The sequence below is a fragment of the Flavobacterium panacagri genome (genome assembly GCF_030378165.1).
GTDB lineage: Bacteria > Bacteroidota > Bacteroidia > Flavobacteriales > Flavobacteriaceae > Flavobacterium > Flavobacterium panacagri.
The window spans coordinates 1,638,875-1,656,598 of record NZ_CP119766.1 but is presented as its reverse complement, the minus strand read 5'-3'; the positions used below and the strand labels follow the sequence as shown (position 1 = coordinate 1,656,598).

Annotated in this window: 15 protein-coding genes; 7 read left to right on the top strand and 8 right to left on the bottom strand. The window is 32.1% G+C overall.

Features of this window, described 5'->3' with window-relative positions; translation table 11 throughout:
* Nucleotides 1-43: 43 nt before the first annotated feature.
* On the bottom strand, nt 44-2,230 hold the full coding sequence (locus P2W65_RS07525) for a carboxy terminal-processing peptidase (RefSeq protein ID WP_289664622.1): 2,187 nt from the start codon (nt 2,228-2,230) through the stop codon (nt 44-46).
* Nucleotides 2,231-2,443: 213 nt separating this feature from the next.
* On the opposite strand from P2W65_RS07525, the gene surE reads away from it, so the two are divergent.
* From surE to P2W65_RS07500, 5 genes are read left to right on the top strand one after another with little or no spacing between them, the layout of a single operon-like run.
* Entirely contained in the window at nt 2,444-3,223 is a 780-nt protein-coding gene (gene surE, locus P2W65_RS07520) for a 5'/3'-nucleotidase SurE (protein WP_289664620.1), read from the top strand.
* Entirely contained in the window at nt 3,216-3,485 is a 270-nt protein-coding gene (locus tag P2W65_RS07515) for a hypothetical protein (protein ID WP_289664619.1), read from the top strand. Before surE ends, P2W65_RS07515 begins: the two co-directional genes overlap by 8 nt.
* Before the next feature lie 52 nt (nt 3,486-3,537).
* Complete coding sequence (gene lpxB, locus P2W65_RS07510; protein WP_289664618.1) at nt 3,538-4,656, top strand: lipid-A-disaccharide synthase; 1,119 nt, start codon at nt 3,538-3,540, stop codon at nt 4,654-4,656.
* 10 nt (nt 4,657-4,666) lie between these two features.
* The gene (locus tag P2W65_RS07505; RefSeq protein ID WP_289664616.1) at nt 4,667-5,152 is read left to right on the top strand and encodes a C40 family peptidase; all 486 of its coding nucleotides are present in this window, start codon (nt 4,667-4,669) and stop codon (nt 5,150-5,152) included.
* 53 nt (nt 5,153-5,205) lie between these two features.
* Nucleotides 5,206-7,239 (top strand): ComEC/Rec2 family competence protein, encoded by a 2,034-nt coding sequence (locus P2W65_RS07500; RefSeq protein ID WP_289664614.1) that lies wholly within the window; start codon nt 5,206-5,208, stop codon nt 7,237-7,239.
* A 4-nt stretch (nt 7,240-7,243) separates the two neighbouring features.
* Here the strand turns inward: P2W65_RS07500 and P2W65_RS07495 are convergent, their stop codons facing one another.
* The 6 genes from P2W65_RS07495 to P2W65_RS07470 form a co-directional block, all read right to left on the bottom strand.
* A complete protein-coding gene (locus P2W65_RS07495; RefSeq protein WP_289664612.1) occupies nt 7,244-7,693 on the bottom strand; it encodes a thioredoxin domain-containing protein in 450 nt (149 codons plus the stop codon).
* 259 nt (nt 7,694-7,952) lie between these two features.
* Nucleotides 7,953-8,405 (bottom strand): thioredoxin domain-containing protein, encoded by a 453-nt coding sequence (locus P2W65_RS07490; RefSeq protein WP_289664610.1) that lies wholly within the window; start codon nt 8,403-8,405, stop codon nt 7,953-7,955.
* A gap of 217 nt (nt 8,406-8,622) precedes the next feature.
* Nucleotides 8,623-9,090 carry a thioredoxin family protein gene (locus tag P2W65_RS07485; protein ID WP_289664609.1) on the bottom strand — a complete coding sequence of 156 codons (468 nt, stop codon included), beginning with the start codon at nt 9,088-9,090 and terminating at the stop codon, nt 8,623-8,625.
* Between the two features lie 50 nt (nt 9,091-9,140).
* Nucleotides 9,141-10,625, bottom strand: coding sequence for a peptide MFS transporter (locus tag P2W65_RS07480; RefSeq protein ID WP_289666166.1), 1,485 nt, complete (start codon nt 10,623-10,625; stop codon nt 9,141-9,143).
* A 1-nt stretch (nt 10,626) separates the two neighbouring features.
* Nucleotides 10,627-12,303, bottom strand: coding sequence for a peptide MFS transporter (locus P2W65_RS07475; protein WP_289664607.1), 1,677 nt, complete (start codon nt 12,301-12,303; stop codon nt 10,627-10,629).
* A 36-nt stretch (nt 12,304-12,339) separates the two neighbouring features.
* Nucleotides 12,340-14,511 carry a S9 family peptidase gene (locus P2W65_RS07470; RefSeq protein WP_289664605.1) on the bottom strand — a complete coding sequence of 724 codons (2,172 nt, stop codon included), beginning with the start codon at nt 14,509-14,511 and terminating at the stop codon, nt 12,340-12,342.
* Nucleotides 14,512-14,693: 182 nt separating this feature from the next.
* On the opposite strand from P2W65_RS07470, the gene P2W65_RS07465 reads away from it, so the two are divergent.
* Entirely contained in the window at nt 14,694-16,007 is a 1,314-nt protein-coding gene (locus P2W65_RS07465; RefSeq protein ID WP_289664603.1) for a hydroxymethylglutaryl-CoA reductase, degradative, read from the top strand.
* Between the two features lie 85 nt (nt 16,008-16,092).
* Entirely contained in the window at nt 16,093-17,001 is a 909-nt protein-coding gene (locus P2W65_RS07460; RefSeq protein WP_289664602.1) for a GYDIA family GHMP kinase, read from the top strand.
* A 25-nt stretch (nt 17,002-17,026) separates the two neighbouring features.
* On the opposite strand, the gene P2W65_RS07455 is transcribed toward P2W65_RS07460, so the two are convergent.
* Nucleotides 17,027-17,476 carry a hypothetical protein gene (locus P2W65_RS07455; RefSeq protein ID WP_289664600.1) on the bottom strand — a complete coding sequence of 150 codons (450 nt, stop codon included), beginning with the start codon at nt 17,474-17,476 and terminating at the stop codon, nt 17,027-17,029.
* Nucleotides 17,477-17,724: the final 248 nt, after the last annotated feature.

Genomic DNA, 17,724 nt, shown 5'->3' with positions numbered 1-17,724 from the left:
AAAATTTATAGAGCGTTTTTAACAAATTAAATTCTTTTAGAACTTAAGACTTCACTAGTTTATCCTTTTTCATTTTAGGAGAAACGTTGTTATTTTTAACCAGACCTTTTGGCTGCAAATCATCTAAAACATTTAAAGCTTCTTCTACATAAACATCTTTAGACAAAGCTTGGTGCCATGCATCTCTTTTTTCTTTTAATGAAGCATCCGCTTTTGTTTCAATCTCTTCATAAGGAAGTGATTTGAAAACCAAATCATTTTTGTAATCTAAGATTGGTTTGTATTTCTTACCTTCACTCTCAACCTGCTCCTGAGTCGCTTTAAAACTCTGAATATTTAAGCTATAGGTATTCTCTTTATTCTTAACATCAATCCATTTTGCATTGTCATCAATCAATTTGAATTGAGCATTTTGAGCAATTCTGTTTTTACTATTATTAATTGCTCTGGCAAAATTCTCATTAGAAGTCCAAGTACTGTAATCAGCTGGATCAATTTTATCCCAAGGCATTGCGTTGTCAATATCTCTTTCACCCATCTTCAAGTAAGCGTAACGATCTGGCATCACAACATCACTATGAACACCTTCCAATTGAGTAGAACCACCGTTGATTCTATAGAATTTTTGTCCTGTAATTTTCAAAGCTCCAAGATCTCCATAGTTTGCATTACGAACAAACTGATTTAAATCTAACACGTTCTGAACAGTTCCTTTACCATAAGTTTGTTTACTTCCGATAATTACACCACGTTTGTAATCCTGAATTGCAGCTGCTAAAATCTCAGATGCCGAAGCAGAAAAACTGTTTACCATGATTACTAATGGACCATCCCATTCGATTTTTTTATCTTTATCGTATAAAACTTCTTTCTTTTTACCTGCCGATTTAACCTGAACAATTGGTCCTTCTTCAATAAATAAGCCTGCAATATCAACTACTGTCGAAAGAGATCCTCCACCATCATCACGAACGTCTAAAACAATTCCGTTGATGTTTTCTTTTTTCAATCTTTCTACTTCAAGAGCGATATCTTTTCCAGCATCACGTCCGTCTTTATTTTCAAAATCGATGTAAAATTTAGGAAGATAAATTACTCCATATTTTAAACCATTTTTCTCAACAATACTAGATTTAGCATACGTTTCTTCAATTTCAACAACATCTCTGATGATCGAAATTACTTTGATACTTCCGTCAACTTTTTTAATTGTAAGTTTAACTTCAGTTCCTTTATGACCTTTGATTTTCTTAACAACATCGTCTAGACGCATTCCAACAACATCTACAGGCTCTTCATTTCCTTGCGCAACTTTCAAGATTAAATCTCCAGCTTCTAGTTGTTTTCCTTTCCAAGCAGGTCCGCCAGAAATCAATTCGTCAATTTGAGTGAAATCATTTTTCTTAGTCAGACGAGCTCCAATTCCTTCCAATTTACCACTGATATTTACATCAAAACGATCTTTTTCTTCAGGTGCAAAATAGCTTGTATGCGGATCAAAACGTGCCATGATAGAATTCAAGTAAACTGAGAACCAATACTCTCTATTCAAATCTTTAATCACACTGAAATTATCATCTAAAGATTTCAATGAACTTTCACGTGTTTCTTTTTCTAAAGTTTCAAAAGATTTTTCTTTGTAAGCCGCGTCTTTTTTCTTCTTTTCTTCTTCAATTTTTTGCTTTGTAACCAATGAAGAAAGTGTAGATAATTTGATTTGTTTTCTCCATCTTTCGTTAAGCTCTGTTAGATTTTTTGCATAAGGAAGAGTCTCATAATCTGCATTAAAAGTTTCATCAACATTATAATTAAAAGGCTGTGCCAAAATTGTTTTATAACGTTTTTTACTTTCTTCCATACGTTTCATCAACCTTGTATAAGTTAGGTTGAAAAAAGTAATATCCTTATTCAAAAACTGATCATCAAGCATTAATTCATACTGCTTAAACTCATCAATATCAGACTGCATAAAGAATCTTTTAGAAGGATCTAATGCATCAATATAATCTTTAAAAATACCTTTTGAGAATTCATCATTTATTTCGGCTGGGCTGTAATGTCCTTTTTCAATAACAAATGCTAATAATTCTAAAAGTGTCTTATCTCTGTTCGGATCTGGGTCGATTGTCCTATCGGCATTCATCTTAAATGCAAATAATGTAAGCGATAAGCACAATACGGCTATGAGTATCTTATAATTTCTTTTCATAAACTTTATAATAGCATTCATCAATTTTTTTATCTAAGTTACGTTAAAAACTATGCCACGAGAGCTAACGTCACGATAATTTTTTGTTAAAGATATAAAAATGTTTAATTCGCAAAAAAGTTCTTTACCTTAGTTGACAAATTTTGTAATATTTGTGACTTATCTGAGCAAATACGCCACTAAATTTGTTTTTAAAATCTTACAATTGTTAAAATTACACATAAAATCCACAAAATGAAAATCCAAAAACCATTAATATTGGTAACAAACGACGATGGTATTTTAGCCCCAGGAATAAGAGCCCTTATCAGCGTTATGGAAACCATTGGCGATGTAATCGTTGTTGCTCCAGACAAACCACAAAGCGCAATGGGACATGCCATAACCATCAATAACACTTTATTTCTAGATAAAATTTCTAAAGATGATGACACAATTGCAGAATACAGCTGTTCTGGAACTCCTGTTGACTGTGTAAAACTGGCAGTAAACGAAATCCTGAAACGCAAACCAGATTTATGTGTCTCGGGCATTAACCACGGATCAAATTCTTCTATAAATGTCATTTATTCCGGAACCATGAGTGCCGCTGTTGAAGCTGGAATAGAAGGTATTCAAGCTATTGGTTTTTCGCTTTTAGACTTTGACTGGAATGCCGATTTTGAACCTATAAAATCTTTCGTTAAAAAAATAACTTTGGAAACCCTAGAAAATAAATTACCTCCAGGAGTCGTTTTAAATGTCAATTTTCCAAAACTAAAAGAATCGGAAATAAAAGGCATTAAAGTTTGTCGTCAAGCGAAAGCGTATTACGCACAAAAATTTGACAAGAGACAAACTCCTTTTGGAAAAGATTATTACTGGCTGGCAGGAAAATTTGTCAATGAAGATCAAGGCGAAGATACAGATGAATGGGCATTGGCAAATGGCTATATTTCAGTAGTTCCTGTGCAATTTGATTTAACGGCACACCACACAATTCAACAACTTAATACTTGGAAATTAAATGGCTAAAGAAATACTTATTGGATTTTTAATTGGAATTTTTACTGCTCTATTAGGCAGTTATTTGTTTATCACTTTTTTTACAACTTTTGACATTTCGTCTGGAATTTCAATCATAAGACAAAATGGATATATGGGAAAAATTATCACTTTAGGAACACTCTTAGATTTGGCCGTTTTTAGCATTCTTTTAAAAAGAAACAAAGAAATAATGGCTAGAGGTGTAATTTTAGCAGTGATTGTACTGGCCATTTCTACATTAGTTTTATAAATCTTATCTTTGCTGAGTGACAACTTTAGCACCATTTTCAAAAAAAAACAACATGAAATATTACATAATTGCAGGTGAAGCCTCTGGAGATTTACACGGTTCTAACTTAATGAAAGCTTTATATGTTGAAGATCCTCAGGCAGAAATTCGATTTTGGGGAGGCGACTTAATGCAGAAAGCCGGCGGCACTCTTGTAAAACATTACCGTGATTTGGCGTTTATGGGGTTTATTGAAGTTGTTTTCAATTTGAAAACTATTTTGAATAATATTAAAATCTGTAAAAAAGACATTTCGGAATTTAAACCGGATGTTATTATCTTTATTGATTATCCTGGTTTTAATATGCGAATTGCAAAATGGGCTAAAGAGTTAGGCTATAAAACGCATTATTATATTTCTCCGCAGATTTGGGCTTGGAAAGAAAATCGCATTAAAGCCATCAAACAAGATGTCGATAAAATGTATGTGATTCTTCCTTTTGAAAAAAGTTTCTACGAAGACAAACATCATTATCCAGTAGATTTTGTCGGGCATCCTTTAATAGATGCTATTCAGAATCAGCCTGCGTTTGATGAAGCCCTATTTAGAAAAGAAAATAATTTAGGCGAAAAACCTATTATTGCCGTTTTACCAGGAAGCCGAAAACAAGAAATCACTAAAATGCTGAGTGTAATGCTAAGTGTTGTTGATGATTTTCAGGATTACGAATTTGTAATTGCAGGCGCACCAAGTCAGGAATACGAATTCTATCAGCAATTCCTGAAAAATAAAAATATTGCATTTGTTTCCAATAAGACGTACGATTTATTGCGTTCTTCAACTGCTGCTTTGGTAACTTCTGGAACTGCTACTCTCGAAACAGCACTTTTTAAAGTACCTGAAGTAGTTTGCTATAAAGGAAGTGAAGTTTCTTATCAAATTGCCAAGCGTATTATTACTTTAAAATACATTTCTTTAGTTAACTTAATTATGGATCAGGAAGTAGTAACCGAATTAATTCAGGCCGACTGCAATAAAAAACGAATCAAAGAAGAACTACAAAAGCTGTTAGAACCTGAATATCGCACAAAACTGCTTCATAATTATGATATTTTAGAGCAAAAATTAGGCGGTGTTGGCGCAAGTATAAACACAGCAAAACTTATAGTTTCTGATTTAAAAAATGCTTAATTAATTTATTGTGAAAAGAGTACTTATTTTTCTGCTTTTAGTCGTTGCTTTTACCTCTTGTAAATCAACCTCAAATGCCGTAAGTAAAACCGAAACAAAAAAGGAAAATAGAAATCTGGTCAATAATTTAATCGAAAAAGCAACTGATAATATAGGTGTCCGCTACAAAGCTGGCGGCACTACAAAAAGTGGTTATGATTGTTCTGGGTTAGTTTACACCACTTTCCAAAGTGAAAATATAACATTGCCACGAGCTTCTTATGAACAGGCAAAAATTGGAAAAGTAATTCCGTTAAATGATGCGAGAAAAGGCGATTTAATTTTCTTTAAAACCAATAAAAGCAGGCAAATTAATCATGTTGGATTAATCACAGAAGTCAATTCTGATGAAGTGAAATTTGTACATTCTTCTACTTCGAAAGGTGTAATTATTTCGTCTACCAAAGAACCTTATTACAAAAATTCTTTTGAGCAAGTCAATAGAATCCTTAATTAAAACAATTCAACTAAACCATTATTTTTCTTACAAATTTTTAATACTTTTAGCACATGAAAGTATTAGATTTCCCTTTAGTTAAAATCACGATTACCTTTATACTAGGAGTTATTGCATCGTATTATTTGCATTTCTCTCTTTCATTGGTAATTTATCCTTTCTATACATTTTCTATTCTGTTTTGCCTAAGTTATTTCTTGAGTTTAAAGAACTCCAAAAAATCTCTTTTATTTGGACTCTCTGTTTATTTGTTCTCTTTTATTCTTGGTGCATTTACACTTTTAAGTCATACCGAAAATCTACAAAAAGATAATTATATTCATTGCAAAACGGCATTTGAAAAACCACAATCCATAGTCCTGCTTCTTAGAGAGAAACTAAAAAGCAACGATTACAGTGACCGCTATATTGCTGACATAAAAAGCATATCGAACAAGAAATACAAAGGAAAAATAATCATTAATCTTCAAAAAGACAGCGTCAAAAACAATCTGATAATTGGAAATACGATTAAAGTTCAAACTGCTCTACAGCACAACAAATCAAGTAAAAATCCGAATCAATTTGATTACAGCACTTATTTGGCCAACAAGCAAATTTATGCACAAATCTATTGCCAGAAAAAGGATATTTTAGTCAGTCAAATTATTCAAAAAGACATTTGGTATTATTGTGCTAAGTTACATTCCAGAATAATTTCGAATCTCGAAAAATCGAATTTCAGTAAATCAGAAATGAATGTTGCATTGGCTTTAATTTTGGGTCAGCAGCAGGAAATTTCACAAGATATTATTCAGGATTATCAATATTCTGGAGCTACCCATATTTTATCTGTTTCTGGTTTGCATGTTGGCTTTATCATGCTGTTTATTACTTTTATTTTAAAACCAATTCCAAATACCAAGAGAGGCTCTTTTATTAAACTTACATCCATTCTTATTTCTTTAGCAGGATTCGCTATTATTTCAGGGCTTTCTCCATCGGTTTTGAGATCAGTCGTTATGTTTTCTTTTCTAGCAATTGGAAATCATTTACGCAGAAACGGAAACATCTATCATACCTTATTAGTTTCAATTTTGCTGATCTTATTTTTTGAGCCTTATTTTTTATTTGATGTTGGATTTCAATTAAGTTATTTAGCGCTGTTTTTTATTTTGTGGCTCCAGCCCATTCTTAAAAATATTTATAATCCAAAAAACAAGTTAACGATTTATATCTGGGAAGCCTTAACAGTTTCTTTCGCCGCTCAGATAGGAACTTTACCGCTGTGTTTATACTATTTTCATCAATTTCCAGGTTTGTTCTTTGTTACCAATATCATAATCCTACCTGTTTTGTCTTTTATAATGATTGCAGGAATTATTGTAATGATTATAGCTGTTTTCACTAGTCCACCATTATTTATAACAGTAATTTTTGAAAAAAGTATTTACCTATTAAATCTCATGATCCATGCTGTTGCTTCAATTGAGTCATTTGTAATTCGGGATATTAGTTTTAATTCTTATTACCTATTTACTTTTTATCTCTTTATAATTTCCTCAATTGTATGTCTAAAAAAACCAAATTACAGCAAACTTCTATTTGTATTTAGTTCGATAGTTTTACTACAGCTTTCGTTTATTTTAACTAAAATCCGGACAGAAAATGAAAAAGAATTAATTGTTTACAACGAAAAGAGAAATACGCTTATTTCTGATCGCGAAGGAAGTAAAATCGTATTGTACACTAGGGACACTATTTTCGAAAAAAACTCAAAAAACAGAAACCTAAATCCTTATCTCGTAGGAAATTCAATTGCACTTACTAAAGTTGAAGAAATTAAAAACGTCCTTTATTTCAAAAAAACAAAGATTTTAATAATAGACAGTACTGGGATTTGCCCGCCAAATATAAATCCAGATGTTTTGATTCTAACCCAAACACCAAAAATAAATTTAGATCGATTATTACAAAATAATCATCCAAAAATTATAATTGCTGATGGATCAAATTCTAATTCGATTCAAAAATCTTGGAAAAAAAGCTGTACTAAAAAAAATATCCCTTTTCATTCAATACAAGAAAAGGGATATTATAAATTATAATTTTTTACTCTGGATGTAAAATCAAATTAGATTCTGAAATCCAAGCTTTAACTCCTAAGGAAATATAAGAAATAAGACCGAGCTTATTAAAGTTGGTTCTGCCTTTTCTTACTGTCACTTCTGTAAAACAAACCTGAGGAATTTCTTCGATTCCAAAAGCACTTTTTAACCTTAAATTCTGTTCTTTAATTTGATCTGAAATAGAAGGATCTGAGAGATCAAGTTTTACTAAAACAACATTTCTTTGTGCCCAAGTTTCAAAATCTTTCGTTGAAAAAATTTCGCTCTGAAGCTTTGGATTTGCACCTTGACCTGTAAATAAAATCATTAATGGTTTTCTTTGCTCTGAACTTATGGCAACCGCATCATTAATATCTGTTCTCCAGATTGGACCTTGAGCATTTATAAAAAAAGAGCTCAAAAAAAATAGTAGGATAAGTAGTTTTTGAAGCATAATATTTGGTTTTGGTTATGTTAATAAAAACTAAAATAATATAAAAACCGAACCAAATAAATTATTTAACAAATTAATAAACCGTCTTTTTACATTAAAATCAAATTACTAATTATAGGGTGTTATTTTAGTAAATGCTAAAAAAATATTAGGAAAAAAAATCAAATTCTTGGTGAAGATTTTCGAATACAAAAAAAATCCTTTTCTGTTTTCAGAAAAGGATTAAAAAAAAATAAAATAAAAGTTGAAAATATTCTTTCTATTCTACAGGATGTAAAATCGAATTCGATTCTGCAATCCACGCTTTAGCCCCACCAGGTTTATAGGCAATTTTCCCTAAAGCGCTAAATGTAGTTTTGTTTTTTCTCACTGAAGCCATTGCAAAACAAACTTCTGGAAGATCTTGAACGCCAAATGCATTTTTTAATTTCACATTTTGCTCTCGATCACTATCAGAAGCATTCATATCTGATAAATCTAGTTTTACTAAAACCACATTATCGCGCGACCAAACGGCAAAATCTGGGGTTTTAAAAATTTCATTTTGAAGATTTTCTGGTACACCTGAGGCAGTGAATAAAATCAACATTGGTTTTTTCTGGTCATTACTTATAGCGATAGCATCTGTCATATTAGTTCGCCACGCTAAATTTTGCGCTTGCATCATAAATGAACCTAAAAAAAACAGTAGGATAAGTAGTTTTTTAGTCATATTAAATTTGGTTTTGGTTAGATTAGCATGACGAAATTAACATTATATTTTAATTTTCCAATTTTTATTGGCTATAAAAATACATTATGTGTTTTTTTTATCATATTAAAATACAAAATACGTAAAAACACCTATAAACATTGAAAACTTTTTCCTACTAAACAAAAAAAAGCCCTTCACAATGTGAAGGGCTTTCTATATATTTTAAGTCCTATAATTACGACTTATTGGGATGCACAATTCCTTCTGCAACTGTTAGCCAAGCAGAAGGGCCACCAGCAACGTACCCCGTTTTGCCAAGACCTTTAAAATTTACTTTTCCGTCTTTAGATTCTGCACTTGTAAAGAAAACTGTTGGAAATCCTTGAATTCCAAAAGCTTGCTGTAACTCAAGATTTTGATTCTTAAGTTCAGGAGTTTGCGGCACAGCTCTCGGATAATCTAATTCTACTAAAACTACATTAGTAGCTGCCCATTTTTTAAATTCTTCAGTTTTTAAAACTTCATTCTGTAAACGAATACACCAACCACACCAATCACTGCCAGTAAAAAACATCAACATAGGCTTTTGTTCTTTATTACTCACCGTAATTGCTTCTCGAACATCTGTATACCATTTTAATTCCTGTGCCTGAAGGTTCGAAGCACCAATTAAAAACAACGCAATAAGTATTATTTTTTTCATAATGGGGAAATTTTGACAAATTTACACAAAAACAGATTGCAAAAACATTGCTATTTTACTTCTTGCATTAATTTTTTAATTAATGGCGAAATCGCAATTAAAATAATACCCGCTACAAGTGAATAAATAGCCAATTGATAATAACCTTCCGTATAAGATTGTAATTTAGATAATAATGTATCCCCCGTGTTTGATCTCGAAATTTCTGCTCCTAATTTTCCAGCTGCAAGTTGCCCAAATGCACTTGCCAAAAACCACAATCCCATCATCATTCCAAATAATCGCTTTGGAGATAACTTTGTAATAATAGACATTCCGATTGGCCCCAAACAAAGCTCACCAATAGTCGTTACCAAATAAGCAAATGTAAACACATTCAAAGAAGCAATACCTTGAGCATTCGCAAAAAATCTAGTCAAGTAAAAAATATAAAATGAAGTCGCAAGGAACAAAAATCCAATTCCGAATTTAATTAAGGTATTAGGTTCGATTTTTCTTTTTCCCATCCAAATCCACAGCAATCCAATTAACGGACTCAATACTACTACAAAGAATGTATTTGAGCTATTGTTTATGATGTTCGGATCAATATTAAAAAACAATAATTTATTATCTAAATTGTCTTTTGCAAAAAGAGATAAAGATCCACCGCTCTGTTCATAAATCGCATTAAACAGAAGATAGAAAAACACAAAGAGAAATGCTGCGAAAAGTTTTTTCTGCAACTTAACATCTCCAAGTTTTATTAACTCATAAGTAAAATACAGAACAGCAATAATACCAATTGTATACATAAAGTAATCTGTATAATCAGTATTTTTTACCATTATAAAAATAAATGGAATACTTAAAAGCGACAGTGCATAAACTGTAATTTCGCGAATTTTTCTTGTAGATGGTTTTAAATTTAATAACGGAGAATCTCCTATTGGCCCCAAATATTTTTTAGTAAACAAGAATGTGATCAATCCTAAAAACATTACCAAGGCTGCCGATAAAAAGCACAGTTGCCATGAATAATATTTTCCCAAATAAACACACAAAGCACCTCCAAAAAGACCTCCAACATTTATTCCTGCGTAAAACATTCCGTAACCCGCATCTCTTCTTCCATCATCTTCTTTATACAACTCTCCAACCATTGAAGAAACGTTTGGCTTAAAAAAACCTGTTCCAATAATAGAAAAAGCAATTCCGTAGTAAAACATTTCCTGAGGAGAAAAAGCAATCAAAAGATTTCCAAGAATCATTACGATCGCTCCGAAAAATAATGATTTTTTAAATCCTAAAACTTTATCAGCAAAAATACCGCCGACAAAAGTAAAAGCATATACAAAAGCCTGAATAGCTCCGTATTGTAAATTAGCATGTTCATCTTTTAGAAAAAGCTGATCTACCATAAAAATAGTCAATACACCGCGCATTCCGTAGAAACAGAAACGTTCCCACATTTCAACAAAAAACAAGTACCACAATTGCTTTGGGTACTTGCCTTCAAAATTTTGAATTTCTTCTAGAGTAATTTTCTTTTCCATTTTATCTAACGCCATGCATCATTTTTTTCAAGAATGGAGTCAAAGCAAATAATACAATTGCCGCGATACCAGTAAGTACCACAAATACCATAAAGAACTCGTATAAATTATGAATTTCGAATCCAGCAAAAAAGTGATTTGCTGCACTGATTTGATGCTTTTCTAAAAGAGCTAACTGCTCTGCAGTTGGCGTTACCGTTTTATCTAAAATAGCCTGAAGATCAATTCCCAATTCTTTTGCTTTTGCAAATTTATCTCCTGTTGCAGGTAAAATAGAACCTAAAGTTCCTCCTAATGCATAACCTGAAGCATTAGACAAGAAGAATACTCCATAAAGCAAAGAAGCAAAACGTTTTGGCGATAATTTACCTACCAATGATAATCCGATTGGAGATAAACACAATTCCGCACAAGTATTTAAGAAATACAACAAAATCAACCATTTAACCAATAACAATCCTGAAGTCCCAATGTAAGAAACCTGAGTTGCAATCATGAAGAAACTTACAGAAATTACCACTAGACCAACAGCCAATTTCACAGGAGAAATTGGTTCTTTGCCTTTTGCTCTCAAGGCATCCCATAATATACTGAATGGAACCGCTAATAAAACAACAAATAATCCGTTAAAAATCTGAACCATAGATGCCGGCATTTGAAAACCAAAAAAGTTTCTATCCGTTTGATTATCTGCAATAAAAGTCAAAGAAGAACCTGCCTGCTCAAATGCTGCCCAAAAGAAAATAATAAAAAAAGAAACAATATAGATTACAAAAATTCTATCTCTTTCGATTTTTGTTAATGACGAATCTGAAATAATTAATCCAGCCAAAGCTAATCCGCTTGAATAGATCAAAGTATAAATTAAATTTTGACCAACTACATAGTGAAAAAAGAATCCTAAAGCGATAAATGCAAGTCCTGCAATTGTTAAAGTCTTAGTAGAAAAATTTGCCTGCTGTGCTTCTCCTTCTTCAAAATCAGAAGCATCATTTTTAGAAGGAAGTCCTCCTAATGGTTTTCCTTCTGGAGAAACTACATATTTATTTTTTAAGAAGTAAAAAAGAATTGTTCCCAACAACATTGCAACAGAAGCCGCCAAGAATCCCCATCTAAAAGCGTGGATATCTCTAATTCCACCCGCATCTTTAACATCTCCTAATAAAGGACAGATTGACTGACCTAGAAAAGCTCCAATGTTAATTCCCATATAGAAAATAGTAAATGCACTATCTAATTTTGTTTTTTCTTGTTTTGGATACAAACTTCCAACCATACTAGAAATATTTGGTTTGAAGAATCCGTTACCAAAAACAATAACCCCTAATGCCGAATACATTATGGTTTTTGCTAAGCCTAAATTAGACTCAAAAATACTTCCACTTGTAAACAAAAGCATTTGTCCTATAGCCATTAATAATCCACCTAATAAGATACAATTTCTGTTTCCTAAAAAACGATCGGCTACGAAACCACCCAACATTGGCGTTAGATAACAAAGCCCAAGAAAACCTCCGTAAATTAATGAAGCTTCCTCTTCTTTCATTAATAATGAATTTACAAGAAATAAAGTCAATAAAGCTCGCATTCCATAAAAATTGAACCGCTCCCACATCTCCGTTCCAAACAATACCCAAAGCCCTTTTGGATGCGCAGTTTTTACTTGATTTTCTCCCATATTATTCGCTTATTTAATTAAGTTTAAAAATTTAGATTATAGATTTTGTTTGATAAAATTAGTCATTTTATTGTACAGCTGAATTCTTGTAGCCCCGCCGTAAATACCGTGATTTTTATCTGGATAAATTTGAGAATCAAATTGTTTGTTTGCCTGAATTAAAGCCTCCATCATTTGCATTGAATTCTGAACATGAACATTATCATCACCAGAACCATGGATCAACAAAAATTTACCTTTTAATTTGTCAACATGATTGATTGGTGAGTTTTGATCGTATCCGCTTGCATTTTCCTGCGGTGTCTGCATGTATCTTTCTGTGTAAACACTATCATAAAATCTCCAGTTCGTTACTGGAGCAACAGCGATTGCCATTTTGAAAACATCATTTCCTTGGAAAATACAGTTAGAAGCCATAAAACCACCATAACTCCATCCGAAAATTCCAATTCTAGAAGCATCAACATACGGATAAGAACCAATTACTTTAGCCGCATCAATTTGATCTTCTACCTCATATTTTCCTAATTCCTTTTGAGTCACTTTTTTGAAATCAGCTCCTTTAAATCCTGTTCCTCTTCCATCAACACAAGCTACAATATAACCTTGCTGTGTAAGCGATAAGAACCAATAATCATCAGAGTTATTCCAATCGTTATTTACCTGCTGTGATCCAGGACCAGAATATTGGTACATAAAAACTGGATATTTTTTTGAAGGATCAAAATCTTTTGGTTTTAAAATCCAAGCGTTTAATTCGTTTCCTTTAGCTGTTTTTAAAACAAAGAATTCTTTTGCTGGTAAGTTATAGCCTTTCAATTTATCAGCAAGCGCTTGATTGTTTTCTATAACCTGAATTTCTTTTCCTGTTTTTGACTCATTTAAAGTGTAAGTCGTAGGCACTAAATTGCTTGAGAAAGTAGTAATGAAATATTGGAAGTTTGGACTGAAAGTCGCTGCACTTGTTCCCACTTTTGTAGTTAAACGAGTTTTGTTTTTCCCATCTAAACCAACTCTGTAAATATCTCTGTTGATAGAACCATTTTCTGTAGATTGATAGAAAATCGTTTTTGTTTTTTCGTCGAAACCGTAGTATGAAACCACTTCCCAGTTCCCTTTTGTAACCTGATTTTTAAGCTTTCCTGTTTTATCATATAAATAGATATGATTGAAACCGTCTTTTTCGCTTGTCCAGATAAAGCTGTTGTCTTTTAAGAAAGTCAAATTATCTGTTACATCTACGTAAGCTTTATCTTTTTCATTCAACACCACTTTTGCAGCAGCGCTTGTTCCATCAACAAATAATAAATCAAGATTATCTTGGTGACGGTTTAATACTTGTGCTGAAAGCACATTAGCATCGTTCGTCCATTGCATTCTCGCAATGTAGAAATCATTATATTTCCCTAAATCTACTTTTTTCGTTGCTCCTGCAGCTACATCATAAATATGTAATGAAACTTCTGAATTCTTTTCTCCCGCTTTAGGATACTTAAAAGTTTCGATTGTGGGATACAAATCTTTATGAAACATTGACATTGAAAATTCAGGAACCTGACTTTCGTCAAAACGAATATAAGCTACTTTTTTACTGTCTTTACTCCAATCGAAAGCACGAACAAAAGCAAATTCTTCTTCATAAACCCAGTCTGTGATACCGTTGATTACTGCATTCTTTCTTCCATCACTTGTAATTGGAGTAGATTTTTTTGAAGCGATGTCATAAACATACAAGTTATTTTCTCTAGCATAAGCAATTTTTGTTCCATCAGGAGAAAAAGTCGGTTCTTGAATCTGAAAATCAAAAAGCTTTGTCAACGATTTTGAAGCGATATCATATAAATAATAATCTGCTGTAAAAGAGTGACGAAAAATCTTATTAGAATTACAAGCAATTAAAATTTTCTTCTCAGACGCGTCAAAAATATAACTGTCAATTCCCTCTGAAAGCGCTGCATGATTTTTAGTATCAATTAAATTAGAAACCTTTTTCAAAGTTGCAAAATCATATAAATCGATCTGCATGCTTCTGCTCGCTCTATCAACATTCAATACAGTATATTGGTCTGTATTTTTCAAAGATTGCAATTCATCCATTCCTTTTGCTCGAAATGCCCCACTATAAATATTTTCGACAGTGATTTTTTGTTGACCAAAAACGGTCGCAACCAGAAATAAAAGTATTACAGTAATTTTACTTGTACTCATTACAATTAATTTAAATATAAAAAAGAGCCCAATTTTAGTAAAAAAAATAAACATAATACACATTTTAAGTGTTAAATGTTAAAAAAAATAACGATTGCGTAGGCTTCATTTTTAAAATACATTTTAAACAAAACTCTTAAAATGGTATATTTGCGGCAACATTATTATTTAATATACTGAGAATGAACAACGCTGTTGCCGGATTTTCTAAATTATCCAAAAAAGAAAAAATCAACTGGATTGCAAATGAATATTTTTCGAACCCCGATGAGGCGCAAAATATTATAAGAAATTACTGGAATTCAGACGAAAAGCTTCAGCAATTGCATGATGAATTTATTGAAAACACCATTACAAACCTTTATATCCCACTTGGAGTTGCTCCTAACTTTTTAATCAACGGGAAATACAAAACCATTCCGATGGCCATTGAAGAGAGTTCTGTTGTTGCTGCAGCTTCTAAAGCAGCGAAATATTGGTCTACTAGAGGAGGTTTTAAAACAACAATCATCAATACAGAAAAAATTGGGCAAGTTCACTTTACTTATAATGGAGATGCTGAAAAACTAAAAAGCTTTTTTGACGAAATAAAACCTAAATTCTTCTCAGAAACTCAAAGTATTACCAAAAACATGCAGCAACGTGGCGGCGGTATTTTGGATATTAAATTAAAAGACAAAAGAAGTTTATTAGAAAACTATTATCAGCTTCATGCTACTTTTGAAACTAAAGACAGCATGGGTGCCAATTTCATAAATTCTTGTTTGGAGCAATTTGCTTCGACATTAAAAGAAGAAGCCCAAAACTCTGATTTACTAAAAAATGACGAAAAGCTGGAGGTTATCATGAGCATTTTGTCTAATTATGTTCCAAACTGCCTTGTCAGAGCTGAAGTTTCTTGCCCTATCGAAGATTTAGCCGAAAAACATATTACAAATCCACAGGAATTTGCAGAGCGTTTTGTACAAGCTGTTCAGATTGCAGAGGTTGAACCTTTTAGAGCCGTTACTCATAATAAAGGCATCATGAACGGTGTTGATGCTGTAGTCTTAGCAACCGGAAATGATTTTAGAGCCATAGAATCTGGGGTTCATGCTTATGCTTCAAAAAATGGTCAATACGCAAGTTTATCTCATGCTAAAATCGAAAACGGAATTTTTACTTTTTGGCTTGAAATTCCATTAGCTTTAGGAACTGTTGGCGGCTTAACTTCTTTACATCCTTTAGTAAAACTGTGCTTAGATATTTTAGAAAAACCATCTGCACCAGAATTAATGGAGATTGTTGCCGTTGCTGGTTTAGCACAGAATTTTGCTGCTTTGCGTTCCTTAACAACTACAGGAATTCAGGAAGGACATATGAAAATGCACCTGAACAATATCATCAATCAATTTGAAGCTACCGAAGAAGAGCGTCATTTAATTAAAACGCATTTTAAGAAAACAGCCGTATCTCACAGCGCTGTGGTAGATTTTATTGAAAATTTAAGAAAATAACTGAATTCAAAAATTCTAACATTTTAAATCTCAAAATTGGAATTTGGGTTTTAAAACATTGGAATTTATATAATAAAGACAAAGTATGTCAAAAACATTTTACAGTAACGGAAAACTTTTTATCGCTGGAGAATATCTGGTTTTAGACGGAGCAGATGCTTTTGCACTGCCAACAAAATTCGGTCAAGATCTAGTAATTGAAAATGGGAGCAACAATGAAATCGAATGGAAAAGTTACGACCACGATAAAAGTTTGTGGTTTGAAGAAACCATTTCATTTGATGAATTTGTAAATAAACCACAAATAAAAATTGAAACTGTAAAATCTACCCTGATTGACATTCTTCATGAAGCTTACATTTTAAATCCAAAATTTATAGACAATTCTGAAGGTTTTAAAATAAACACTCATTTGTCTTTTCCAAGAAATTGGGGATTGGGAACTTCCTCCACTCTTATAAACAATATAGCACAATGGGCTGATGTTAATGCTTTTACCTTATTGAATAACAGTTTTGGAGGAAGTGGTTACGATATTGCCTGTGCACAAAACAATACACCAGTTGTATATCAAATTAAAAACAACATAGTAAAACCAGTTGAATTTAATCCTGACTTTAAGGATCACATTTACTTTGTTTATTTGAATAAAAAACAAAATAGCAAATCAGCGATTTACGCTTACAATAACAATAAAAATCATCATCTAGCCCAAAGTATTGCTACAAACAATAAAATAACTAACGCTATCCTGAATGCAAAAAACCTAAAAGAATTTGCATCAGCCGTTCAGAAACATGAAATTCACATGAGTAATATTTTAGAAATGCAGACTATAAGAGAAGCTGTATTTCCAGATTTTAACGGCGTAATTAAAAGTCTCGGAGCGTGGGGAGGCGATTTTGTAATGGTAGTTTCTCAAGAAAATCCGAAAGAATATTTCACTAATAAAGGTTACGAAATAATCCTGACTTACGAGGAAATGATTTTATAAAGCTTAAGCAATTCAGACCAAAAGATCAATAATTCACTTTTTTGTTATTACTCTTATCTGATTTTGTTTCTAGTCGACGAACAGACTTGCTTTCTTGTTCGTTAGACTCTATAAGTCTATTATGAAGACGCTCTGCCATTTTCTCAATACTGTTGGTGATAGAATCATAAACCACTTCCATTCTGCGGTGTTTTTCTTCTTTTACTGCTCGCAACACATCTTCAACAAACATTTTATCATATTTCTCTGCCACAGAATCATGAGTGTTTGTTAATCGAATTACATAATCGTTACTCAAGATGGTAACTTTAAAATGCTGTTCTTCGTTACTTAAATAATACTTTCCTCCCAATTCATCTACGTTGATGTCGGTGCTGGCAACTTTTAAAAGCTCCGTAATGATTCCAAAAATATGACTTTCAATTTTGGTATAAACTCTCGGCTTCTTTTTAAAAATTTTTAAAGTAAAAAACATTAAATGTTTGATGTTAAGGTATTTGATTTTGGGTCCTTTTTTTCGTCTTTATTCTAACATTTTGGAAATCAGAAAGAAATATTAAAATAAAAATTCGGACAAATTAACTGTAATATTTTGAATATCACAAATTTTTTAGATTAAATCTATACTTTCCCTACAGAGTATCAAAAAATTAACTAAAAAATATTACAAAGTGAAATTAATTATTCAGAATAAAAAAGAAAACCCGAAACATCTTGGATGTT

Bases quoted from the DNA above. Each gene is read 5' to 3' on its own strand.
- P2W65_RS07475 (WP_289664607.1), bottom strand. From the start codon at position 12,303: ATGGGAGAAAATCAAGTAAAAACTGCGCATCCAAAAGGGCTTTGGGTA.
- P2W65_RS07465 (WP_289664603.1), top strand. From the start codon at position 14,694: ATGAACAACGCTGTTGCCGGATTTTCTAAATTATCCAAAAAAGAAAAA.
- surE (WP_289664620.1), top strand. From the start codon at position 2,444: ATGAAAATCCAAAAACCATTAATATTGGTAACAAACGACGATGGTATT.
- P2W65_RS07485 (WP_289664609.1), bottom strand. From the start codon at position 9,090: ATGAAAAAAATAATACTTATTGCGTTGTTTTTAATTGGTGCTTCGAAC.
- P2W65_RS07490 (WP_289664610.1), bottom strand. From the start codon at position 8,405: ATGACTAAAAAACTACTTATCCTACTGTTTTTTTTAGGTTCATTTATG.
- P2W65_RS07500 (WP_289664614.1), top strand. From the start codon at position 5,206: ATGAAAGTATTAGATTTCCCTTTAGTTAAAATCACGATTACCTTTATA.
- lpxB (WP_289664618.1), top strand. From the start codon at position 3,538: ATGAAATATTACATAATTGCAGGTGAAGCCTCTGGAGATTTACACGGT.
- P2W65_RS07470 (WP_289664605.1), bottom strand. From the start codon at position 14,511: ATGAGTACAAGTAAAATTACTGTAATACTTTTATTTCTGGTTGCGACC.
- P2W65_RS07495 (WP_289664612.1), bottom strand. From the start codon at position 7,693: ATGCTTCAAAAACTACTTATCCTACTATTTTTTTTGAGCTCTTTTTTT.
- P2W65_RS07460 (WP_289664602.1), top strand. From the start codon at position 16,093: ATGTCAAAAACATTTTACAGTAACGGAAAACTTTTTATCGCTGGAGAA.
- P2W65_RS07525 (WP_289664622.1), bottom strand. From the start codon at position 2,230: ATGAATGCTATTATAAAGTTTATGAAAAGAAATTATAAGATACTCATA.
- P2W65_RS07480 (WP_289666166.1), bottom strand. From the start codon at position 10,625: ATGGAAAAGAAAATTACTCTAGAAGAAATTCAAAATTTTGAAGGCAAG.
- P2W65_RS07515 (WP_289664619.1), top strand. From the start codon at position 3,216: ATGGCTAAAGAAATACTTATTGGATTTTTAATTGGAATTTTTACTGCT.
- P2W65_RS07455 (WP_289664600.1), bottom strand. From the start codon at position 17,476: ATGTTTTTTACTTTAAAAATTTTTAAAAAGAAGCCGAGAGTTTATACC.